General features: G+C 71.9%; 18 protein-coding genes. 4 read left to right on the forward strand and 14 right to left on the reverse strand.

The genetic code is table 11. The features are described 5' to 3' along the window. Nucleotides 1–72: 72 nt before the first annotated feature. On the reverse strand, nucleotides 73–1,410 hold the full coding sequence (locus tag ABZ924_RS05945; protein WP_361904717.1) for a TRAM domain-containing protein: 1,338 nt from the start codon (nucleotides 1,408–1,410) through the stop codon (nucleotides 73–75). Nucleotides 1,411–1,517: 107 nt separating this feature from the next. Next, a complete protein-coding gene (locus ABZ924_RS05950; RefSeq protein WP_361904720.1) occupies nucleotides 1,518–3,566 on the reverse strand; it encodes an APC family permease in 2,049 nt (682 codons plus the stop codon). Between the two features lie 197 nt (nucleotides 3,567–3,763). Here ABZ924_RS05950 and ABZ924_RS05955 point away from each other — a divergent pair, with 197 nt between their 5' ends. Together ABZ924_RS05955 and ABZ924_RS05960 are read left to right on the forward strand one after the other, a co-directional pair. Beyond that, nucleotides 3,764–4,432, forward strand: a complete 669-nt coding sequence (locus tag ABZ924_RS05955; RefSeq protein ID WP_361904722.1) for a TrkA family potassium uptake protein — start codon at nucleotides 3,764–3,766, stop codon at nucleotides 4,430–4,432. Then, nucleotides 4,429–5,091 carry a TrkA family potassium uptake protein gene (locus tag ABZ924_RS05960; protein ID WP_053691455.1) on the forward strand — a complete coding sequence of 221 codons (663 nt, stop codon included), beginning with the start codon at nucleotides 4,429–4,431 and terminating at the stop codon, nucleotides 5,089–5,091. The genes ABZ924_RS05955 and ABZ924_RS05960 overlap by 4 nt, the downstream gene beginning before the upstream one ends. A 90-nt stretch (nucleotides 5,092–5,181) precedes the next feature. Here ABZ924_RS05960 and ABZ924_RS05965 read toward each other — a convergent pair whose 3' ends face one another. The 7 genes from ABZ924_RS05965 to ABZ924_RS05995 all read right to left on the reverse strand — a co-directional run bounded on the left by ABZ924_RS05965 (nucleotide 5,182) and on the right by ABZ924_RS05995 (nucleotide 11,808). Beyond that, nucleotides 5,182–5,931, reverse strand: coding sequence for a DUF3159 domain-containing protein (locus tag ABZ924_RS05965; protein ID WP_361904725.1), 750 nt, complete (start codon nucleotides 5,929–5,931; stop codon nucleotides 5,182–5,184). 3 nt (nucleotides 5,932–5,934) lie between these two features. After that, the gene (locus tag ABZ924_RS05970) at nucleotides 5,935–6,354 is read right to left on the reverse strand and encodes an OB-fold nucleic acid binding domain-containing protein (protein WP_361904728.1); all 420 of its coding nucleotides are present in this window, start codon (nucleotides 6,352–6,354) and stop codon (nucleotides 5,935–5,937) included. A 43-nt stretch (nucleotides 6,355–6,397) separates the two neighbouring features. After that, nucleotides 6,398–7,081, reverse strand: a complete 684-nt coding sequence (locus ABZ924_RS05975; protein WP_361904731.1) for a response regulator — start codon at nucleotides 7,079–7,081, stop codon at nucleotides 6,398–6,400. After that, nucleotides 7,078–9,702 (reverse strand): sensor histidine kinase KdpD, encoded by a 2,625-nt coding sequence (locus ABZ924_RS05980; RefSeq protein ID WP_361904734.1) that lies wholly within the window; start codon nucleotides 9,700–9,702, stop codon nucleotides 7,078–7,080. Before ABZ924_RS05980 ends, ABZ924_RS05975 begins: the two co-directional genes overlap by 4 nt. A 207-nt stretch (nucleotides 9,703–9,909) precedes the next feature. Next, complete coding sequence (locus ABZ924_RS05985) at nucleotides 9,910–10,689, reverse strand: DUF3710 domain-containing protein (protein ID WP_361904736.1); 780 nt, start codon at nucleotides 10,687–10,689, stop codon at nucleotides 9,910–9,912. Between the two features lies 1 nt (nucleotide 10,690). Further along, complete coding sequence (dut, locus tag ABZ924_RS05990) at nucleotides 10,691–11,224, reverse strand: dUTP diphosphatase (protein ID WP_361904739.1); 534 nt, start codon at nucleotides 11,222–11,224, stop codon at nucleotides 10,691–10,693. Further along, nucleotides 11,224–11,808, reverse strand: a complete 585-nt coding sequence (locus tag ABZ924_RS05995; RefSeq protein ID WP_361904742.1) for a PaaI family thioesterase — start codon at nucleotides 11,806–11,808, stop codon at nucleotides 11,224–11,226. Before ABZ924_RS05995 ends, dut begins: the two co-directional genes overlap by 1 nt. A gap of 58 nt (nucleotides 11,809–11,866) precedes the next feature. On the opposite strand from ABZ924_RS05995, the gene ABZ924_RS06000 reads away from it, so the two are divergent. Continuing rightward, the gene (locus tag ABZ924_RS06000; protein ID WP_361904745.1) at nucleotides 11,867–12,340 is read left to right on the forward strand and encodes a DUF3093 domain-containing protein; all 474 of its coding nucleotides are present in this window, start codon (nucleotides 11,867–11,869) and stop codon (nucleotides 12,338–12,340) included. An 89-nt stretch (nucleotides 12,341–12,429) separates the two neighbouring features. Here the strand turns inward: ABZ924_RS06000 and ABZ924_RS06005 are convergent, their stop codons facing one another. The 4 genes from ABZ924_RS06005 to ABZ924_RS06020 all read right to left on the reverse strand — a co-directional run bounded on the left by ABZ924_RS06005 (nucleotide 12,430) and on the right by ABZ924_RS06020 (nucleotide 15,964). After that, the gene (locus tag ABZ924_RS06005) at nucleotides 12,430–13,356 is read right to left on the reverse strand and encodes a hypothetical protein (RefSeq protein WP_361904748.1); all 927 of its coding nucleotides are present in this window, start codon (nucleotides 13,354–13,356) and stop codon (nucleotides 12,430–12,432) included. Between the two features lie 12 nt (nucleotides 13,357–13,368). Further along, nucleotides 13,369–13,665 (reverse strand): DUF4193 domain-containing protein, encoded by a 297-nt coding sequence (locus tag ABZ924_RS06010; protein WP_114054577.1) that lies wholly within the window; start codon nucleotides 13,663–13,665, stop codon nucleotides 13,369–13,371. A 392-nt stretch (nucleotides 13,666–14,057) separates the two neighbouring features. Beyond that, nucleotides 14,058–15,305 carry a HAMP domain-containing sensor histidine kinase gene (locus ABZ924_RS06015; protein WP_361904751.1) on the reverse strand — a complete coding sequence of 416 codons (1,248 nt, stop codon included), beginning with the start codon at nucleotides 15,303–15,305 and terminating at the stop codon, nucleotides 14,058–14,060. A 5-nt stretch (nucleotides 15,306–15,310) separates the two neighbouring features. After that, complete coding sequence (locus tag ABZ924_RS06020; protein ID WP_361904753.1) at nucleotides 15,311–15,964, reverse strand: response regulator transcription factor; 654 nt, start codon at nucleotides 15,962–15,964, stop codon at nucleotides 15,311–15,313. A gap of 246 nt (nucleotides 15,965–16,210) precedes the next feature. Here ABZ924_RS06020 and ABZ924_RS06025 point away from each other — a divergent pair, with 246 nt between their 5' ends. Further along, a complete protein-coding gene (locus ABZ924_RS06025; protein WP_361904756.1) occupies nucleotides 16,211–16,378 on the forward strand; it encodes a hypothetical protein in 168 nt (55 codons plus the stop codon). Nucleotides 16,379–16,469: 91 nt separating this feature from the next. On the opposite strand, the gene ABZ924_RS06030 is transcribed toward ABZ924_RS06025, so the two are convergent. Then, entirely contained in the window at nucleotides 16,470–17,264 is a 795-nt protein-coding gene (locus ABZ924_RS06030; protein ID WP_361904927.1) for an inositol monophosphatase family protein, read from the reverse strand. Between the last annotated feature and the right edge of the window lie 40 nt (nucleotides 17,265–17,304).

A 17,304-nucleotide genomic window follows, 5' to 3' on the forward strand; every position in this document is an offset into this window, starting at 1 on the left:
GCGTCATTTCAGCGTCAAGATATCGCCTGTAACGCCCACAGTGACCATAATGCACACTGGTAAACCTGCAGGTCAGGCGGCCTTCGCGAGGGGCTCCAGGATCGCGACGCACTCCACGTGGTGGGTCATCGGGAAGAGGTCGAAGACGCGGAGGGTGCGGGGCTTGTAGCCGGCTTCGGCGAAGTAGGCCAGGTCTCGGGCCAGGGCTGCCGGGTCGCACGCGACGTAGGCGATGCGGCGGGCCGAGAGGCCGGCGACGTGGCGGACCGTCTGCTTGCCGGCGCCGGCGCGCGGGGGGTCCAGGACGACCAGGTCGCACTCGGTGATGCCGGTGCGGGGGAGGACGGACTCGACCTTGCCCTGTTCGATGCGGACGCGGGGGAAGTCGGCGAGGTTGTGGCGGGCGTCCTCCACCGCGCGCTTGGTCGACTCGATGCCGAGGACGGCTCCCGTTTCGCCCAGGCGCTCGGCCAGGGCTCCCGCGAAGATGCCGACGCCGCAGTAGAGGTCGAGGGCCATCTCGCCCTTGCGCGGCATCAGGCCCTGCATGACGGCCTTGATCAGGGTGTCGGCGGCCTGGGGGTGGACCTGCCAGAAGCCGCCCATGCCGACGCGGTACGTACGGCCGTCGGCGCGCTCGCGGACGAAGGGGCGGCCGTGGACGCGGTGTACGCCTCCGTCCTTCTCCTCGACGCGCAGGACCGAGACCGGCTTGTCGAGCTCGACGAGCGGGAGGCGGCCGCCGGGGCGGGGGGTGAGGACGACCTGGCGGTCCTGGGAGCCGGTCGCGGCGATGGCCTCGACCGTCGCCATCTGCGGCCACTCGCGCTTCTCGATGCCGAGTTCCGAAACGCCCGGCGCGGCGATCATGCAGTGGTCGATCCGCTCGATGTCGTGCGAGCGGTGCTTGCGCAGGCCCGGGTGGCCCTCGGCGTCGACCGCGTACTGGACGCGGGTGCGCCACTGCGGGACCTGGCCGGCGGGCAGCTTGTCGCCCTCGGCGGGGGCGACGGTGCCGTCCCAGCCGGCCTCCTCCGGGGTGAGGCCGGCGAGCCGCTTCAGCTGCTCGGCGACGACCTCGCCCTTGAGCCGGCGCTGGGCGCCCGGCTTGGCGTGCTGCCAGTCGCAGCCGCCGCACTTGCCGGGGCCGGAGTACGGGCAGGGGGCCTCGACGCGGTCCTTGGAGGCCGTCAGGACGGTGATCGCGTCGGCGCGCAGGAAGCGGGAGTCCGTCTCGCCCTCGGTGACCTTGGCGACGACCTTCTCGCCGGGCAGGGCGTGGCGGACGAACAGGACCCGGCCGTCGGCGGTCCGGGCGATGCAGTGGCCGCCGTGCGCGACGGGGCCGACCTCGACCTCGTACTCCTCCCCGACCAAGGACTGCTTCTCGTTCTGCTCGGGGAGGGTCATGGTGGGGAGTGCTCCAAGGTCAGGGTTCAGGGTCCAAGGCAAAGGCCGGACGGTCGACCCATCAGTCTACGTGGGTTCCGTCCGGCCGTTCACCATCGCTGCTGCGGCTACTTCGCCGCGCGGTCCTTCGGGCGGGGCGTGTCCACCGGTCCGCGGCGGACGGCGCCCGGGGCGTTCCACTCCTGCCGCTTCTTCGCCCGCCGCTTGGCGAGCTCCGAGGACTCCAGCTGGTAGGGGACGGACGTGACCATCACACCGGGGGTGAACAGCAGGCGGCCCTTGAGGCGCAGGGCGCTCTGGTTGTGCAGCAGGTGCTCGTACCAGCGGCCGACGACGTACTCCGGGATGTACACGCTGACGGCGTCGCGCGGGTTCTCGGTGCGCAGGCCCTTGACGTACTCGACCACCGGGCGGGTGATCTCGCGGTACGGGGAGTCCAGGATCTTGAGCGGCACGTTGATCCGGCGCCGCTCCCACTCGTCCCGCAGGGCCTTGGTCTCGGCCGGGTCGACGCTGATGCTGAGCGCCTCGAGGGTGTCGGAGCGGGTCAGCTTGGCGAAGGCCAGGGCGCGCAGGGTGGGCTTGTGCACCTTGGAGACGAGGACGATGGAGTGGACGCGGGAGGGGCGGACGCTGTCGTCGCTGGGGCCCTCGGCGGCGGCGATCTCCTCGGCGACGCGGTCGTAGTGCTTCCGGATCGCGGTCATGGTGCCGTAGAAGATCAGCATGCCGAGCAGGGCGACCCACGCGCCGTGCGTGAACTTCGTGGCCAGGACGACGACCAGGACGAGCCCGGTGAAGATCGCGCCGAAGGTGTTGATCGCCCGGGAGCGGAACATCCGGCGGCGGGCGGACTGGTCGGTCTCGGTCTTCAGGTGGCGGTTCCAGTGCCGGACCATGCCGATCTGGCTCAGCGTGAAGGAGACGAAGACGCCGACGATGTAGAGCTGGATCAGCCTGGTCGAGTCGGCGTCGTAGATCCACACGAGCAGCATGGCGGCGCCGGCGAGCAGCACGATGCCGTTGGAGAAGGCGAGCCGGTCACCGCGGGTGTGCAGCTGGCGCGGCAGGTACCGGTCCTGCGCCAGGATCGAGCCGAGCAGCGGGAAGCCGTTGTACGCGGTGTTCGCGGCCAGGAACAGCACGAGCGCGGTGGCGGTCGCGAGCACGATGAACAGGAAGCTGCCGGAGCCGAACACGGCCTCGGCGACCTGGGAGATCACCGGGTTCTGGACGAATTCGGGGCCGACCGGGACCCCGTTGGCGAGCAGGTTCTCGGCCGGGTTCTCGGCCATCCGCACGTCGGTGGCCAGGGCCAGGCCGATGATGCCGCAGAACATGGTGACCGCCAGGCCGCCCATCAGCAGCAGCGTGGTGGCGGCGTTCTTGCTCTTGGGCTTGCGGAAGGCGGGCACGCCGTTGCTGATGGCCTCGACGCCGGTGAGGGCGGCACAGCCGGAGGAGAAGGCCCGCAGCAGCAGGAAGACCAGCGCGAAGCCGGCCAGCCCCTGGTGCTCGGCCTTGATCTCCAGGTGGGCGGTCGGGGCCTGCATGGTGTCGCCCGCGACGAGACCGCGCCAGGCACCCCAGGCGATCATCACGAAGACCGCGCCGACGAACACGTAGGTCGGGATCGCGAAGAGTTTCCCGGATTCCTTCACGCCGCGCAGATTCATCAGCGTGAGCAGCAGAATCATGATCATCGCCGAGAGCACCTTGTGCTCGATGACGAAATCAACGGCGGAGCCGAGATTCTCCACTCCGGAGGAGATCGACACGGCGACGGTCAGGACGTAGTCGACGAGCAGGGCGCTCGCGACCGTCAGGCCGGCCTTGGGTCCGAGGTTGGTGTTGGCGACCTCGTAGTCGCCGCCGCCGCTGGGGTACGCGTGCACGTTCTGGCGGTAGGAGGCGACCACGGTGAACATCAGCACGACGACCGCGACGGCGATCCAGGGGCTGAAGCGGTACGCCGACACACCCGCGATCGACAGGACCAGCAGGACTTCGCCGGGGGCATATGCCACGGAGGAGAGCGGGTCGGATGCGAAGACGGGAAGGGCGATCCGCTTGGGGAGGAGGGTTTCCCCGAGGCGGTCGCTGCGCAGCGCCCGGCCGATCAGGATCCGTTTGGGCACGTCGGTCAGTTTGGACACGGGAAGGATCGTAAGCGTTCGAAATCCGGCTGACGAACCCCCCGCCCGTATTCCGCGGCATTGGGTCGCCCACTGCGCCGCAAGAGGTCACATCGGTGACCACCCGTGTGTAGCTTGGGCCATGGTCTGAGACCCTGTTAAGCCAGAGATGCAATGAGGCTGGGAACCAGCGAGCGCTGACAGCCGGAAGGACGGCCGTGCACATCGTCATTATGGGCTGCGGAAGGGTGGGCTCCGCCCTCGCGCAGACCTTGGAACAGCAGGGGCATACGGTCGCGGTCATCGACCAGGACCCCACAGCATTCCGCCGGCTGGGAGCCGGATTCGGCGGCCGCCGCGTCACGGGCGTCGGCTTCGACCAGGACACGCTGCGCGAGGCCGGAATCGAGGACGCGGGCGCCTTCGCGGCGGTCAGCAGTGGTGACAATTCCAACATCATCGCCGCCCGCGTGGCGCGCGAGATGTTCGGCATCGAGAACGTCGCCGCCCGCATCTACGACCCCAAGCGCGCCGAGGTCTACCAGCGCCTCGGCATCCCCACCGTGGCGACCGTGCGCTGGACCGCCGACCAGATGCTGCGCCGGCTGCTGCCCTCGGGCGCCGAGCCGCTGTGGCGCGACCCGAGCGGCGGCGTGCAGCTCGCCGAGGTGCACACCTCCGCGGCGTGGATCGGCCACAAGGTCAGCAGGCTCCAGGAGGAGACGGGCGTCCGCGTGGCGTTCCTCACCCGCCTGGGCGAGGCCATGCTGCCGACGTCGCAGACGGTCCTGCAGGAGGGCGACCTCGTCCACGTGATGATGCGCACGGACGAGATCGACAAGGTCGAGGCGGCGTTCGCCGAGGGCCCCGAGGAGGCACACGCATGAGGGTCGCGATCGCCGGAGCCGGCGCGGTGGGCCGCTCCATCGCGGGCGAGCTCCTGGAGAACGGGCACGAGGTGCTCCTCGTGGACAAGGCGCCGACCGCCATCTCGGTGGAGCGGGTGCCGCAGGCCGAGTGGCTGCTGGCCGACGCCTGCGAGATCACCTCGCTGGACGAGGCGGCGCTGCAGCGCTGCAACGTGGTCATCGCCGCGACGGGCGACGACAAGGTCAACCTGGTCGTGTCCCTGCTGGCCAAGACCGAGTACGGGGTCCCGCGCGTCGTGGCGCGCGTGAACAACCCGAAGAACGAGTGGCTCTTCAACGAGTCCTGGGGCGTCGACGTCGCGGTCTCCACGCCGCGCCTGATGTCCGCCCTCGTCGAGGAGGCCGTCAGCGTCGGCGACCTGGTGCGCCTGCTGCGCTTCAGCCACGGCGACGCGAACCTCGTCGAGCTGACCCTGCCGGCCGACTCCTCCGTCGCCGGGACCCAGATCAGCGAGATCACCTGGCCCGAGGACACCTCGCTGGTCACGATCATCCGGGGCAACCGGGTCCTCACCCCGCACGCGGAGGAGACCCTGGAGCCGGGCGACGAGCTGCTGTTCGTGGCCGCGCAGGCCCGGGAGGAGCAGCTGGAGGACCTCCTCCAGGCCCGCCACTGACGGCTGCGGGAGCAGAAGCACGGCACAGCAGAAGCAGGGCGAACGGGAGGGGCGGGGCAGCCGGTGCTGCCCCGCCCCTCCCGTCGTGGTTCAGACCCCCCGCTCCCGGGCGGCCGCGGCCTTGGCCGCCTTCTGTGCGGCCTCCTCGGCCTCGTACTCGGCCATCACGTCGATCGGCGGCGGCGCCTTCGCCAGGAACACCCAGGTAAAGTACACGGCCAGCACCATCGGCGGCAGCTTCAGCGCGATGAGCACCCAGCCCAGCTGCGTCGCGTCGCCCCACCAGTACAGCGGGAAGAGGATCGCGTACTTGGCGAGGAAGATCAGGCCCCACGCCAGGCTGGCCTTGGTGTACGCCTTCTTGCGCCCGGGGTTGCGGGTCCGCCAGGACAGGTTCTCCTTGAAGACCGGCCCCAGCACCACGCCCAGCAGCGGGAAGCCGACCAGCGCGGACAGCGTGAACGCGACGCCGAGCCCGGCGCCGTAGATCATGCCGGGCAGGTAGAACCCCTTGGCGGTGCCGGTGAACAGGGCGAAGGCCACGCCCACGCCGACGCCGAAGACCCCGCTGAAGGCGTGCTTGACGGTGTCCTTGCGCAGCAGCCGCACGATCACCAGCAGCACCGCGACGGCGCCCGCCGCGATCGCGGACATCTTCACGTCCTTGTTGACCGTGTAGATCATCACGAAGAGCAGCCCGGGGAGCATCGTCTCCACGGTGCCGCGGATGCCGCCGAAGGCGTCGAAGAGCGCCGCCCGGGTCACCGCCTGCTGGTCGTCGCCGGCCGGGTCCGCGCCCGGCGCGGACCCGGGGGTGGACGGTTTGTCGAGTGACGTCACCGGTCAGTGCTCCTGTCCGAGCGGTCGGAGTTCGTACTTCGGGTTGAAGAGGACCCGGCGGCCGTGGCTCATGGCGATGCGCCCGGAGGCGATCATGCGCCGGCCGGGCTCGATTCCCACGATCGAGCGACGTCCGAGCCAGACCACGTCCAGCGCGGCGGACCCGTCGAAGAGCTCCGCCTCCAGGGCCGGCACGCCGGCCCGCGGCCGGAGCGTGACGGTACGCAGGGTTCCGGTGACCTTGACTATCTCCCGGTCGTGGGAGTCGCAGATCCGCGTGCACCCCGCGGCTTCTGCGTCCTCCTGCAGCTCCGCCGAATGCAGCTCCTCCTGGGAGGTGGACAGCCGCTCTATCATCCGGCGGAACCGGCCCGCCGGCCTGACCCGGGTGGCGGACTTCTCGGGACGCGGTTCAGCACTCATACAGGAAGCGTACCGGCGCCCACACCCCCTCTCGAAGTCCCCACTACTTCTCGAAGCGGTAGCCCATGCCCGGTTCGGTGATGAAGTGCCGCGGGTGCGAGGGGTCGGCCTCCAGCTTGCGGCGCAGCTGGGCCATGTACACGCGCAGGTAGTTCGTCTCGGTGCCGTACGAGGGTCCCCAGACCTCCTGGAGCAGCTGCTTCTGGCTGACGAGCTTGCCGCCGCCCCGTACGAGCACCTCCAGCAGGTGCCATTCGGTGGGCGTGAGCCGTACGTCGCGCCCTTCGCGCACCGCCTTCTTCGCGGCCAGGTCGACGGTGAAGCCGTCGGTCTCGACGACGACGTCCTCGACGGAGCCGGCGGTGGGCTCGGCCCGGCGCACGGCGGCCCGCAGCCGGGCCAGCAGCTCGTCCATGCCGAAGGGCTTGGTGACGTAGTCGTCGGCGCCGGCGTCGAGGGCCTCGACCTTCTCGTCGGAGCTGTGCCGGGCGGACAGCACCAGGATCGGCACCCTGGTCCAGCCGCGCAGCCCCTTGATCACCTCGACGCCGTCCATGTCGGGCAGGCCCAGGTCGAGGACGACCACGTCGGGGTGGCGGGCGGCCGCGAGCTCCAGGGCCCCGGCCCCGTCGGCGGCGGCGTCGACCTCGTACCTGCGCGCCTTGAGGTTGATCACGAGGGCTCGGACGATCTGCGGCTCGTCGTCCACCACGAGCACCCGGGTCATGAGGGTCCTGCTTTCTGTCGTGTCGGGTCGATGGCTTCGGCGGGGCGGTCGGTGTCGGCCGGACGGTCGGCGGCGGCCGGACGGTCGGCGGCGGTCGGACCTGCCGGGGCCTTCGGGCCGGGGTCCGCGGCGCGCAGGGTGAGCACCATGGTCAGGCCGCCGCCGGGGGTGTCCTCGGCGGCCAGGGTGCCGCCGACGGCCTCGGTGAAGCCGCGGGCCACGGCGAGCCCTAGCCCCACGCCGGCGCCGCGCGGGGCGTCGCCGTGCCGCTGGAACGGCTCGAAGATGCGGTCCTTGGCCTCGTCGGGGACGCCCGGCCCGCGGTCGACGACGCGCAGCTCGACGCGGTCGCCGAGGTGGCTGGCCGCGACCAGCACCGGTGCGTGCGCCGGGCTGTACTTCACCGCGTTCTCGACGATGTTGGCCACGGTCCGCTCCAGCAGCCCCGGGTCCACCGCCACCATCGGCAGGGTCTCGGGGATGTCGAGGTCCACGCTGTCCTCCGGTACGCCGCCCAGCGCCACCGGGACCACCTCGTCGAGGTCGATCTCCCTGATCAGCGGGGTGACGGTGCCGGTCTGGAGCCGGGACATGTCCAGCAGGTTGCCCACCAGGTGGTCGAGCCGGTCCGCCCCGTCCTCGATGCCCTCCAGCAGCTCGGCCCGGTCCTCCTCGGACCAGTCCACGTCGTCGGAGCGCAGGGAGGACACCGAGACCTTGATCGAGGCCAAGGGCGTACGCAGGTCATGGCTGACGGCGGCGAGGAGCGCGGTGCGGATGCGGTTGCCCTCGGCGAGCCGCCGGGCCTCCTCGGCCTCGTCGACGAGCCGCCGGCGGTCCAGGACGACGGCGGCCTGCGCGGCGAACGCGCCGAGCACCCGGCGGTCCTCGGCGGGCAGCACCCGCCCGGACAGCGCCAGCGCCATGTGGTCGCCGATCGGCAAGTCCACATCGGCTTCCTCGGGCCGGTCGGCCGGGTGCGGGCCGATGCTGCCGGCCGGACGCCAGGGTTCCACCTCGCTGCCGCGTTCGAGGAGGGCCACGGACTCCATGGCGAAGGTCTCGCGGACCCGCTCCAGCAGGGCTTCGAGGCTGGTCTCGCCGCGCAGCACGCTCCCGGCGAGGAAGGAGAGTATCTCGGACTCGGCGCGCAGCCGGGCGGCCTGGTGGGTGCGCCGCGCGGCGACGTCGACCACCGAGGCCACGGAGACCGCCACGCCGAAGAAGACCGCGATGGCCACGATGTTCTTGGGGTCGGAGATCGTGAAGCGGTGCACGGGCGGTGCGAAGTAGTAGTTCAGCAGCAGCGAGCCGAAGGCCGCCGAGGCCAGCGCCGGCCAGAGTCCGCCCAGCAGGGCCGCGCCCACGGTCAGCGCCAGGAACAGCAGCATCTCGTTGGCGAGGCCGGGGTCGGCGTCGACGTGCGTGAGCAGCAGGGCCAGCAGGGCGGGGCAGACCACGCCGACGATCCAGCCGGCGAGGGTCCGTGTCCGGCCCAGCTGGGCGGCCGAGCGGGCCGCCGGCAGGCCGCGGCCCTTGGCGGCCTCCTCGTGCGTGACGATGTGGACGTCGAGGTCGGGCCCCGATTCGCGGGCGACGGTGACCCCGACACCGGGGCCGAAGACGTACTGCCAGGCTTTGCGGCGGCTGGAGCCCAGGACGACCTGGGTGGCGTTGACCCCGCGGGCGAAGGCGAGGAGGGCGTCGGGGATGTTGTCGCCGATGACGTGGTGAAACGTTCCACCCAGGTCCTCGACCAGCGTCCGCTGGACCGCGAGCTCCTTCGGGGAGGCCGCGGTCAGCCCGTCGCTGCGCGCGATGTACACGGCCAGGATCTCGCTGCCCGAGCCCTTGGCCGCCATGCGCGCTGCGCGCCGGATGAGCGTGCGCCCCTCGGGCCCGCCGGTCAGCCCGACGACGATGCGCTCGCGGGCCTGCCAGGTGGCCCGTATGCCGTGCTCGCCGCGGTACTCCTGGAGGTACTCGTCGACCCGGTCGGCCACCCACAGCAGCGCGAGCTCGCGCAGCGCGGTCAGGTTCCCGGGCCGGAACCAGTTCGACAGGGCCGCGTCGACCTTGTCCGGCCGGTAGATGTTGCCGTGGGCCATGCGCCGGCGCAGCGCCTGCGGCGACATGTCCACCAGCTCGATCTGGTCGGCCCGCCGGACCACCTCGTCCGGCACGGTCTCGCGCTGCCGGACCCCGGTAATGCCCTCCACCACGTCACCGAGCGACTCCAGGTGCTGGATGTTGACGGTGGAGACCACGTCGATGCCGGCCCGGAGCAGCTCCTCCACGTCCTGCCAGCGCTTGGCGTTGCGCGAGCCGGGCACGTTGGTGTGCGCGAGCTCGTCGACGAGGGCGATGGCGGGCCGGCGTGCGAGCACGGCGTCCACGTCCATCTCGGTGAAGGCGGCGCCCCGGTGCTCCAGCTCCTTGCGCGGCAGCTGCTCCAGGCCGTGCAGCATCACCTCGGTGCGCGGCCGCCCGTGGTGCTCGACGAAGCCCACGACGCAGTCCGCGCCGCGCTCCACGCGGCGGTGGCCCTCGGAGAGCATCGCGTACGTCTTGCCCACGCCCGGGGCCGCGCCGAGGTAGATCCGTAGCTTGCCGCGTGCCATGCGCTCATTCTCCGGGACGTTTGCACCGTTCTCGCACGTTTGGCCGCCGGCGGGCCCATCTCTGACGCGTTCCTGACGCGCCCGTGCCGCCACCACACGACTGCGGGAACACGACTGCGGGCCGTACCCCGAAGGAGTACGGCCCGCGGCCGAAAACGGTCGCCGCCCGCAGCGGCGCAGTCAGCCCGGTCAGCGGGGTCGGCCGGTTCAGCGGACCTCGGTGATCTCCGGGCCGCGCTCCAGCTGGCCCATGCCGCCGGAGAAGCGGGAGCCCTCCTGGTCCTCGGTCTGCACGCCATCCGGCACCATCTGGGCGTCGTTCGGCAGCTTCAGCACGATCGGGTCGCGCGGAGCCATCGGGCCGTCGCCGCGGACGATGACGGTCTCCCGGAAGATCTGCTCCAGCACGCCCGCCGACTCGGGGCGCACGGCGCCCTGGCCGGAGATGACGCCGCGCAGGAACCAGCGCGGCCCGTCGACGCCGACGAAGCGGACCAGCTGGGCGCCGGTCTGGCCGTCGGGCATCGGCACGGGCACCTGGGCGCGCAGCTCCCAGCCCAGCGGACCCTCGACCTCGTCGATCAGTCCGCCCTGCTGGGTGATGCCCGCGGCGATCTCCTCGCGGACCTCGCCCCAGATGCCTTCCTTCTTGGGTGCGGCGAACGCCTGGAGCTGTACGGCGCTGTCGCCCAGCACGACCGTCGCGGCGACGATCGCGTCACCGGCGACCTCGACGCGCAGCTCCATGCCCTCGACACCCGGTACGAGGATGCCGCCGAGGTCCACCCGGCCCTCGGCCGGGGAACCGGGCACCTCGGTGACGTCCCACGGCCCGTCGGGGCGCGGGGCCGGCGGCAGGTTCACCCTGCGGGGAGCGGTGTCGACCTCGGCGCCGCTGTCCTGCTCATCGCCGGCCACGCCGTCCACGACCTGCTCGGCCGCGCCGCCGTCCTTGGCGGAGTCGTTCTTCTTGCGACGTCCGAACACGTCACTGTCCTTCCCGGTCGGATACGACCGAAGCGTAGCCATTCCCACCCTGCTGACCAGCGCCGGATCCGGCCACGGCCGCATGACCGCCGGTGGAGCCGAAACCCCCCTCGGCCCGGGCCGAGCCGGGAAGTTCCGCCACCTCGTGGAAGCGCACCTTCTCGACCCGCTGGACAACCAGCTGGGCAATGCGGTCGAAGCGCTCGAACCGGACGCTCTCGCGCGGGTCGAGATTGACCACGATCACCTTGATCTCCCCACGGTACCCGGCATCCACCGTCCCCGGGGCATTCACGAGCGCGAGCCCGCAACGGGCCGCCAGGCCCGAGCGCGGGTGCACGAACGCCGCGTACCCGTCGGGCAGCGCGATCGAGACGCCCGTGGGCAGTACGGCGCGCTCGCCGGGGGCGAGCTCGGCCGCCTCGGTGGTCACCAGGTCGCAGCCGGCGTCGCCGGGGTGACCGTACGCCGGAATGGGCACTTCCGGGTCGATCCGGCGGATCAGTACGTCCACGGGGGCTTGGTTCAGGGACATCAGGGGTTCACCTCGAAGGCGCGTGCGCGCCTGACCTGGTCCGGGTCGGCCATCGCCGCCCGGATCTCCTCGGGCCGACCGTTGTCGATGAAGTGGTCGACCTTCACCTCGATGAAAAGCGCCTCCGCGCGCACGGCGACGGGGCCCTCGGGCCCGCCTATCCGGCCGACCGCGGTGGAGTAGATCTTGCGGCCGGCGACGGCGGTCACCTCGGCCTCCAGGTACAGCACGGTGTCCACGGGCACCGGCCGTACGAAGTCGGTCTCCAGCCGGCCCGTGACCGCGATGACGCGCAGCAGCCAGTTCAGGGAGCCCAGCGTCTCGTCGAGCGCGGTGGCGAGCACGCCGCCGTGCGCGAGGCCGGGGGCGCCCTGGTGGGCGGGCTTGACGGTGAACTCGGCGGTGACGCTCACGCCCTCGCCCGCCCGCGCCTCGAGGTGGAGGCCGTGCGGCTGGCCGCCGCCGCAGCCGAAGCAGTGCTCGTAGTGCGCACCGAGCAGCTCTCCGGGGGCGGGGGCATCGGGGTGCCGGACCGGTGCGGCGGCATCGGCCGGGGGCGTCAACGCTGTGTCTCGTCCACTCACAGCCGCTGACCTTACCCGCGCCGCTACCCACCGGTCGCCCCGTGGCAGGCTTGAGGGCATGCAGCTCTCCCCCGCGCACCACGACGAACGCCTGACCGCCCCCGGCTCCTGGTGGGCCATCGCCGCCCTGATCGGCCTCGCGTGCGCGCTGATGCTGCTGCCGCTGGGCCCGTTGCCGCTGCTGGCCGGGCTGGTGGGGGGCGCGGGGCTGGCGGGGCTGCTGGTGAGCTCGTACGGCTCCGCACGCGTGCGCGTGGTGGGCGGGGCGCTGGCGGCCGGCGACGCGCGGATCCCCGTGTCGGCGCTGGGCGAGCCGGAGGTGCTGGACGCGGAGGAGGCACGCGCCTGGCGCACGTACAAGGCGGACACCCGCGCCTTCATGCTGATGCGCAGCTACGTGCCGACGGCGCTGCGGGTGCCGGTGACGGACCCGGCCGACCCGACCCCGTACGTGTACGTCTCCACCCGCGCGCCCGAGGCGCTGGCCTCGGCGATCCGGGCGGCGCGGGAGGCGGGCGCGGCCGCCGGCTGAGCCGCCCGGCGCCCGCGGCGTCCGTCACGGTCCGCCGGGGTCTGTCAGGTCGCAGCCGAGGCCGCGGTCAGTCGCAGCTGCGGCCGCGGTCAGCCCCGTGGCGCGGAGCCCGGCCCGTTCTCGGGGCCGGCGGCGGCTCCGCCTACCCCGGGAAGGGGCTGGGCGGGCTGTTCCAGGGGCGGGAGCTGCGCGAGGGCCTCCCAGGGCACGGCGCGGGCGCGCAGGTCGCGACGGACCTTCTCGGCGAGTTTGCGGGTGTCGCGGCGGTTCATGACCGCGCCGACGGCCGCTCCGATCATGAACGGCATCAGGTTCGGCAGGTTGCGGAACGTCCGCTTCATGATCTGCTGGCGCAGCTCGCGCTTCATCTGGCCGCCGAGGGCGGCATTGAGCGTCGTGGGCTTCGTCAGGTCGATGCCGCGCTCCTCGGTCCACGCGGTCAGGTACGCGACGCTGCGGCCCTTGAGGGAACCGGGCGGCCGCAGGCCGTAGACCTCGTGGAGCTCGGCGACGAGCTTGAGCTCGATCGCGGCGACGCTGGTGATCTCCGTGGCCAGCTCCACGGGCATGGCGGGCGGCACGGGCAGCATGGCCGCGGCTCCGATGCCCGCGCCCACGGTGGAGGTGGCGTTCGCGGCGCCGGCGATCAGCTTGTCGGCCAGCTGGTCGGGACCGAGGCCCGGGAACTGCGCCCGGAGGGTCGCGAGGTCCCGGACGGGAACGCGCGGGGCGTTCTCGATGACGAGGTCGGTGATGTACAGGGCGGCGGACCTGGCGTTTACGCCGCCCTTGCGCACACCGTTCCTGACGGCAGCTTGCAGCCGGCGGGCTGCGGCCCGCTCGCGGGCACTCTCGTCGGCCCCTGCGGCCGGTGGCACCGCCGCGGCGGTGCCGGACGACTCGGCGGGCGCGCCCGGAGCTGCTGGGCCCGTCTCCGGGCCCGTGGCCCCGGCCTGCTCCGCCGGTTCACCAGACTTCCGGAAGCGAATCTTCCGGAACGGTGTCGAGCCGGTCACGGCCGACGCCTCTCAGTCGCAGTCGCGGCAGATCGGCTGGCCGTTCTTCTCGCGCGCCAGCTGGCTGCGGTGGTGGACCAGGAAGCAGCTCATGCAGGTGAACTCGTCGGCCTGCTTGGGCAGCACCCGGACGGCCAGCTCCTCGTTGGAGAGGTCCGCGCCGGGCAGCTCCATACCCTCCACGGCGTCGAAGTCGTCGATGTCGACGCTCGAGGACGACTTCTCGTTACGCCGGGCCTTCAGCTCTTCGATGCTGTCGTTGTCGACGTCGTCGTCGGTCTTGCGTGGGGTGTCGTAGTCCGTTGCCATGTTTCGCTCTCCCCCTCTGGGATTTAGCGGTGTCTCAGCGCACGTAACGCGCGAGAGGCCGGACTTGTGCCCGACCTGAGGCGGAGATTTTGCCTCACATCAAGGTCTGTTACTCAATCGACACCCAGCCGCGCTCCCGAAGGAGCAACTGGCTGGGATGACGACCGGGACCGTACACGGTCCCGGGACCGTCTTGCACAAACGCCACCCGGTGTATTTTCCGCCGTCCGGGGGGCCGGAAACCCGGACTTCCCGGCCATTCCGGGCTTCCTGGCCCTTCTTCGGGTGACCCGGCACACAGGGGCGACCACTCGACCATGTGATCGATCACACAGTCTTCAACTTGTTCACAGGCCAATCATTCAGCCGAGGGCGAACAAGAATACGGGGACTCACAGGGGCAAAGTGACACGCATCACGAGCCCTCCGCCCTCCCGCGGGGTCGCCGTGATCCGGCCGCCGTGAGCGCGCGCCACGGAGCGCGCGATGGACAGGCCGAGCCCCACACCCTTGTCGCTGCCCGTTCGCTCCGTACGCAGCCGCCTGAAGGGCTCGAAGAGGTTGTCCACCTCGTACGCGGGAACCACCGGACCGGTGTTCGACACCACGAGGACCGCCTGGCCGTGCTGGACCTCGGTCACCACCTCGACCCAGCCGCCCTCCGGCACGTTGTACCGGACGCCGTTCTGCACGAGGTTGAGCGCGATCCGCTCCAGCAGGACGCCGTTGCCCTGGACCACGGCCGGCGCGCGCTCGCCGCGGATCTCCACGCCCTTCGCCGCCGCCTCCGCCCGCGCCTGGTCGATGGCGCGCGAGGCGACCTCCGCCAGGTCCACGGGCCCCCGCTCGACGATCTGGTTCTCGCTGCGGGCGAGCAGCAGCAGCCCCTCGACCAGCTGCTCGCTGCGCTCGTTGGTGGCCAGCAGCGTCTTGCCGAGCTGCTGCAGCTCCACCGGCGCGCCCGGATCGGACAGGTGCACCTCCAGCAGCGTCCGGTTGATCGCCAGCGGCGTGCGCAGCTCGTGCGAGGCGTTGGCGACGAACCGCTGCTGGGCGGTGAAGGCCCGCTCCAGGCGGTCGAGCATCTCGTCGAAGGTGTCGGCGAGCTCCTTCAGCTCGTCGTCCGGACCGTCGAGCTCGATGCGCCGGGTCAGGTCCGAGCCGACGACGCGGCGGGCGGTCCGGGTGATCCGGCCGAGCGGCGAGAGCACGCGGCCGGCCATCGCGTAGCCGAAGGCAAAGGCGATGATGCTGAGGCCGAGCAGAGCCATCAGCGACCGGCTGAGCAGGTCGTCCAGCGCGTGCCGGCGCTGCTCGAGGATGCAGGACTGGATCGCCGCGTTGAACTGGTCGACCTGGTCGGTGGTGACACCGGGGCAGTTGGGGCTGGAGACCACGATCTTCTGCCCGCTGACGCTGACGATCTTGAACGGCAGGGCGTTGCCCTCCCGCAGCGCCTGCGCCGCCAGCAGGTAGATGATCGACAGCAGCAGGATGCCGGCGATCAGGAACATGCCGCCGTACAGCAGCGTGAGGCGTATGCGGATGGTCGGCCGCAGCCAAGGGAAGGGACCCTCGGGCTGGCCGGGGTCCCAGGTCGGTTTCGGGGGCGCGGGCGGTGGCGCCGGGGTCGCTGCCACCCGCGTCAGATCCGGTACCCGGAACCGGGCACGGTCACGATGACCGGCGGCTCCCCGAGCTTGCGCCGCAGGGTCATGACCGTCACCCGCACCACGTTGGTGAAGGGGTCGGTGTTCTCGTCCCATGCCTTCTCCAGCAGCTGCTCGGCGGAGACGACGGTCCCCTCGCTCCGCATGAGAACCTCCAGCACCGCGAACTCCTTGGGCGCCAGCTGCACCTCGCGGCCCTCGCGGAACACCTCACGCCGGTTCGGGTCGAGCCTGATCCCGGCCCGCTCCAGCACCGGGGGCAGGGCGACGGTCGTACGCCGCCCCAGGGCGCGCACGCGGGCGATGAGCTCGCTGAACGCGAAGGGCTTGGGCAGGTAGTCGTCGGCGCCGAGCTCCAGGCCCTCCACCCGGTCGCTCACGTCCCCGGAGGCGGTGAGCATCAGCACGCGCGTGGGCATGCCGAGCTCGACGATCTTCCGGCAGACGTCGTCGCCGTGGACGAGCGGCAGGTCCCGGTCGAGCACGACCACGTCGTAGTCGTTCACCCCGACGCGCTCGAGGGCCGCGGCGCCGTCGTACACGACGTCCACGGCCATGGCCTCCCGGCGCAGTCCGGTGGCCACCGCATCGGCGAGCAGCTGCTCGTCCTCGACGACGAGTACGCGCACGTCGTTTCCTTCCTCCGAGCCCTCCAGGGCACACGTGTATTGCGCCGTCCATCCTGCCCGTTTCAGCCGTAAACCGGCTGTAAGGCGCCACTCGGGGGGTGCTCCCGGGGCGGACGTGAGGATTCCTTGGGCTCGCGAGGTTTCTGCGACCGGGGTGCCGGGGAGGACGTCAGCACACCCCGACCACTCCCTGACGGCGGACAGCCCTGTGCCGCCGCCGACCCACGAAGAGGGGGCGAACCCACCATGGACGCATTCACCGCGGGTCTCCTGCAGCGCATCAGGACCACGCAGTCCGACCTCAAGCACGCCCGTGAGACGGGCGACGACTTCCTCGCGGACGTGGAACAGGCAGAACTGGAGGACCTCAAGCGGCTCGCCGCCGAGTACGGGGTCCCCGTCTCCGCCTTCTGACCGTACCCGTAGCCACCGGAACCCCGGCCGCCCACCAGGCGGCCGGGGTTCCCCCATGTCAGGGCGGGCACAGGGCCCTGCGGGCAGCGGCCTACCGGCCGTCGTGCCAGGCCCCGGCCTCCTCCAGCAGCGGCTGGAGCGCCGCGAACACCGACGGCGTCGCCGCCAGCGCCAGCTCGCCCGAGGCCGGCCGGCCCGGACGCCCGCCCGTCAGCGCGCCCGCCTCCCGGGCGATCAGCTCGCCCGCGGCCAGGTCCCAGGGGTTGAGCCCGCGCTCGTAGTACGCGTCCAGCCGCCCGGCGGCCACGTCGCTGAGGTCCAGCGCCGCCGACCCGCCCCGCCGGATGTCCCGCACCCGCGGGATCACCCGCTGCGCCACGTCCGCCTGCTGCGCCTTGCGGGCCTGGAGGTAGGCGAACCCGGTGGCCACCAGCGCCTGGTCCAGCGGCGCCGCCGCCCTGCAGGACAGCCGGACCCCGCCGAGCCAGGCCCCGCCGCCGAGCACCGCGCGGAAGGTCTCCCCGCGCATCGGCGCCGCCACGACGCCGACCACGGTGCGCCCGCGGTACTCGGCCGCGACCGACACGCTCCAGCTGGGCAGCCCGTACAGGTAGTTGACGGTGCCGTCCAGCGGATCCACGATCCAGCGCACCCCGCTGGTGCCGGGCCGGTCCGCGCCCTCCTCGCCGAGCAGCCCGTCCTGCGGACGCCGCCGCTCCAGGACGGAGGCGATCAGCTTCTCCGCCGCGATGTCCATCTCGGTCACCACGTCGATCGGGCTGCTCTTGGTCGCCGCGACCGCGAGATCGGCCGGGCGGCCGTCCCGCAGCAGCTCGCCGGCCAGCCGGGCGGCCTCCAGGGCCACGTCCAGCAGCTCGGCCTTCAGGGACTCGGAGACCTCGGGGGTCTCGAGGGTCTCGGGGGTC

The organism is Streptomyces sp. NPDC046876, assembly GCF_040645035.1.
Taxonomy (GTDB): domain Bacteria; phylum Actinomycetota; class Actinomycetes; order Streptomycetales; family Streptomycetaceae; genus Streptomyces.

Excerpts from the sequence above, each read along its gene's own strand:
- ABZ924_RS05945 (WP_361904717.1), bottom strand. The coding sequence starts at position 1,410 with ATGACCCTCCCCGAGCAGAACGAGAAGCAGTCCTTGGTCGGGGAGGAG.
- ABZ924_RS05960 (WP_053691455.1), top strand. The coding sequence starts at position 4,429 with ATGAGGGTCGCGATCGCCGGAGCCGGCGCGGTGGGCCGCTCCATCGCG.
- ABZ924_RS05970 (WP_361904728.1), bottom strand. The coding sequence starts at position 6,354 with ATGAGTGCTGAACCGCGTCCCGAGAAGTCCGCCACCCGGGTCAGGCCG.
- ABZ924_RS05975 (WP_361904731.1), bottom strand. The coding sequence starts at position 7,081 with ATGACCCGGGTGCTCGTGGTGGACGACGAGCCGCAGATCGTCCGAGCC.
- ABZ924_RS05980 (WP_361904734.1), bottom strand. The coding sequence starts at position 9,702 with ATGGCACGCGGCAAGCTACGGATCTACCTCGGCGCGGCCCCGGGCGTG.
- dut (WP_361904739.1), bottom strand. The coding sequence starts at position 11,224 with ATGTCCCTGAACCAAGCCCCCGTGGACGTACTGATCCGCCGGATCGAC.
- ABZ924_RS06000 (WP_361904745.1), top strand. The coding sequence starts at position 11,867 with ATGCAGCTCTCCCCCGCGCACCACGACGAACGCCTGACCGCCCCCGGC.
- ABZ924_RS06010 (WP_114054577.1), bottom strand. The coding sequence starts at position 13,665 with ATGGCAACGGACTACGACACCCCACGCAAGACCGACGACGACGTCGAC.
- ABZ924_RS06025 (WP_361904756.1), top strand. The coding sequence starts at position 16,211 with ATGGACGCATTCACCGCGGGTCTCCTGCAGCGCATCAGGACCACGCAG.